This is a genomic window from Microcystis sp. M53598_WE2 (genome assembly GCF_030067735.1).
Lineage (GTDB): Bacteria > Cyanobacteriota > Cyanobacteriia > Cyanobacteriales > Microcystaceae > Microcystis > Microcystis aeruginosa.
In genome coordinates this window covers 1-3,582 of sequence record NZ_JASJFE010000226.1, presented here as the reverse complement: position 1 = coordinate 3,582, position 3,582 = coordinate 1, and the positions used below count along the sequence as shown (strand labels likewise).

General features: G+C 43.5%; 4 protein-coding genes. 1 reads left to right on the top strand and 3 read right to left on the bottom strand.

Features of this window, described 5'->3' with window-relative positions:
* The 3 genes from PX636_RS04745 to petJ all read right to left on the bottom strand — a co-directional run.
* Positions 1–348: hypothetical protein (locus tag PX636_RS04745; protein WP_288116358.1), on the bottom strand; the 348-nt coding region annotated here is incomplete at its 3' end.
* Positions 349–626: 278 nt separating this feature from the next.
* Complete coding sequence (locus PX636_RS04740) at positions 627–2,306, bottom strand: DUF3352 domain-containing protein (protein ID WP_288116357.1); 1,680 nt, start codon at positions 2,304–2,306, stop codon at positions 627–629.
* A gap of 116 nt (positions 2,307–2,422) precedes the next feature.
* Positions 2,423–2,743 (bottom strand): cytochrome c6 PetJ, encoded by a 321-nt coding sequence (gene petJ / locus PX636_RS04735; RefSeq protein ID WP_002732729.1) that lies wholly within the window; start codon positions 2,741–2,743, stop codon positions 2,423–2,425.
* A gap of 192 nt (positions 2,744–2,935) precedes the next feature.
* Between petJ and petE the strand changes: the two genes are divergently transcribed.
* Positions 2,936–3,313: a plastocyanin gene (gene petE, locus PX636_RS04730; protein WP_149107927.1), complete on the top strand. Its 378-nt coding sequence runs from the start codon at positions 2,936–2,938 to the stop codon at positions 3,311–3,313.
* Positions 3,314–3,582 lie beyond the last annotated feature (269 nt).

Genomic DNA, 3,582 nt, shown 5'->3' with positions numbered 1-3,582 from the left:
GATTCTTTTCCCTCTTTGAATACTTGCTTGTAATTCTTCCTCAATTAAAGCTGTTAATTCTTGCTGTTTTATCGCAGAAAAATCAGTCTCAGAAGCTAGAGATTGATGAAATTCTTCCATCAGTTCTTGTAAACGTTCTTGTTGCTGTTTGCTGAATAAATTATCAGGACGGAAACGCTGTAAAATCACTAATGTCTCACCCATATTTTCACCTTCAGCAATTAAACTTGTTTCCATAAGATCCAGTGCTTGACCTGGAGTCAAACCACTTGTTTCTTGGTTGCCACAAATTGCTTTATATGTCAAGGTTTTTCCTGCAAATTCTGGAACAATTGTGATAGTAGTCATGGTTTAAACAGTAAAGCGAATTTTGCAAGCTCATCCAAAATAATTTGGCTTTTCCATACTTGTTATGCACTTTAACATACTAACCGTAGGTTGACTTGAGCAATAATAACTCTTGTCTGTCAAATATTAGCGACGCTTGAGGGAAACCCAACCACACCAATGTCGTCAAGAATGTTGGGTTTCCCTCAAACCATTGAATCGAGCAGTTTTCTCCTAAGTATTAAATCGCTCAACCCAACCTACAAGCTTCTATCTGATAACTGATAACTGATAACTGATTAAGACTTCACTCCCAAGTTAAAGAAAATCGTTCCCCGACGCACAGAATTTTCGCTACCTTGGCTGCTAATAGTAAGAGAACGCAGATTATTAAATAAAGGCTTAATCGATAATTCTAACACCCGCACGATCGGGAATTTTGCCTCGATTACCGGTTGCAATTGTCGCCAATCGACGTAAAAATAACCATCATTTTCTGCGGGTAAAGCAGTAATTGCCTGTCGAAACTTACCACTACCTAAGATGGGGTTTTTCTGTGCAGATAAAGCTAAACCCATCGCTTCCACAGAACTAGCGATAATTTCATAATTATCGACCCTAGTATGCACTCCCGTCACGAGCGTCTCTAGTTGCGCTTTTCCTCCCGGGACCGCCGTGGTTAACTTTGTCCAAGCTGTCACCGATCGATCGAGTAAAGGCAGATTAATCACATTATAGCCGCGACTGCGGGCTAACTCATCCAAATGAGAGATCGCACTGTCCACCTCTACCCCCATCACCCGTTCCCCTACAAAAACACTATCGGGTTCCATCCCCTTTGAACTAGGCACGAGAGCCAGGCTATATTCGCCTCTAACCCAGCTAAAAACGTCTTCAGGCAAATTTAAACCTAAAGGCGACTGGAAGCGGTTTAAGACCTGTGTTATTAATTCCTGTAGGGGACTATCTGCTTCTAACCCCTCCTCTACCTGAGTCCAAAAACGATTTAAATCCCGACTAGCGGCGACTAAAAGGCTATTTTCGCCGATAAAAGATAATGCTCCCACGGGACTAGATAAAATTGGTGCTTGGTCATCCTGTCCTAAGACTCCAATTAAGGCGGTTTGAGCGACTATTCCCCCGGATTTGAGGGAAAAAGCCGTGGCTAATCGTTGTTTTGCTTCGGGACTCTCCGGGACGGGTTGATTAGCGATCCAAGCCGATAACGGAGGTAAATTGCCGTAAACTATAGCTATACGCGGTTCGGTGATATTTTTGAGGGCTTCTCGGTAATCGGGGCTATTTTTTAGGTTTAAATCCGGTACTTGCACGTTATTAAGGGCCTCGCGCAAAACCTTGATATTATTGGCAAAAAGCACCGTATCACCCACCACGGCACTAGCGAGAAAACGATTATTATCTCCCGCGGTCAAGGGACGTTGATAAATGAGGTTAACTCCCTTGTAGAGTTCAAAAACGAGGTCAAATTTGCCCGAAACCGCCTGTTTTGAGTAGGAAGCTTGCAGAAATTCCTTAGCGCGTTCACCATCTTTACTTTGAATTGCCAAAAGATAACCCGGTTGGATACCATTATCGGTATCGCGATCGAAATCTAGGGAAGTAACAGCGAGAGTAATTTCCTCCCCTAACCAGGGTTTGATTTCCTTTTGATAATTTAATCCCGTTTTACCGAGCAGACTTTTTTCTAAATCCTTAATTTCTTGGTGGGAACGTCGTCGATTAGCCGGTGTAGCGATTAATTGACCAAAAGACTCTAAACGTTCGGGATTGACCAACAAGGATACCATAACCGGGGCCTGTTTCGGCACAAAAATCGCCGCCATCGGTTCCCGCAGCACCCCACCTTTGAGCAAAGACAGAGGACTATCGGCGAGAATCCAAGCAAAACTGGCTGTAGCGACTCCTAGGAGAATGATTACCGTCGCACCTAAAATATAGAAAAACGATCGCAATTTCACAACCTTGTCCCGAGATGAACCATTAGCTATTTTAAGCCAGCAAATGACCCAAGAATTTCGATCGCTACAATTCTTACCAGACTGACAACGGATAACTCGCCACCGATAACTAACTTTTACCAGCCTTTTTCCGCTTGAGCGAGGACATAATTAGCTACAGCTTCGATATCTTCAGCGCTGAGACGACCACCGAAAGCGGGCATCGCCCCCATACCTTTGGTAACTTGGGTAACGATAGCTTCAACGGAATCTTTGCCGTATTTAACTAAATCTTCTTTTTTCAGGGTTTTAGCGGCATTAACCACGTTTTTACCGCCCATGTGGCAGGAAGCGCAGTTAGCACTGAAAATCGAAGCCCCATCAGCTAAAGCGGGACGAGCCATACCGAATGTAACCACAGCCAAGAGCAAGCACAGGGAAATTAATAGTCTTTTCACGATTGGTTCTCCTCTATTTCTTAAGAAATTCCCCAACCATGGTCAGAAAAAACCGGTTTTCTTGTCAAAAGACAAGCTGTCAAACTTGGTGTAGAATTAATCAATGGGACAGTTAAAAGCAAACTTTTACTTTTTTGTCAAAAGACAGGCTGTCAAACTTGTCATCTTCCCTCGTGTAAAGGATTAACAAGCATGAAAAAATTAGGTTTATTGGTCGCTACCCTGGTGCTAGTCGTCTCTAGCTTCTTCTTCAACACTGCCTCCGCTGCTGCGGAAACCTTCACGGTTAAGATGGGCGGTGATGCAGGTACACTACAATTTGATCCCCCCGCCCTCACTATTAAAGCAGGAGATACGGTGAAATGGGTCAATAACAAACTTTCTCCCCATAACATAGTTTTCGATAGCGCCAAGGTTCCCGAAGCCCAAGCCAGCAAATTATCCCATAAAGGTCTGGCTTTTTCCGCCGGTGAGTCCTTTGAAAGCACTTTCAGCGAACCGGGTACTTACACCTACTACTGCGAACCCCATCGCGGCGCCGGTATGGTCGGAACGATTACCGTTCAGTAATTATCCGATTTTAACCAAAAATAACTCGCGGTTAACTGCCGCGGGTTGTTTTTTTGGGAATTATGAAGACTTTTCAGTTATCAGTAAACAGGAATCAGTAATCAGTGAGGTTCTTCAGTTTGTCTTATGCAACGGACAGGGTTATAAGGAATGAAACTCTTATAGAGAAAGACATTTGGCGATTTTTGTCAATTGTTTTTGATCTAGAGCGAACTAATCAATTAAGTCTCTTGCCAGATAAGGATTTAGTCGATTTATGCCCCCCTATC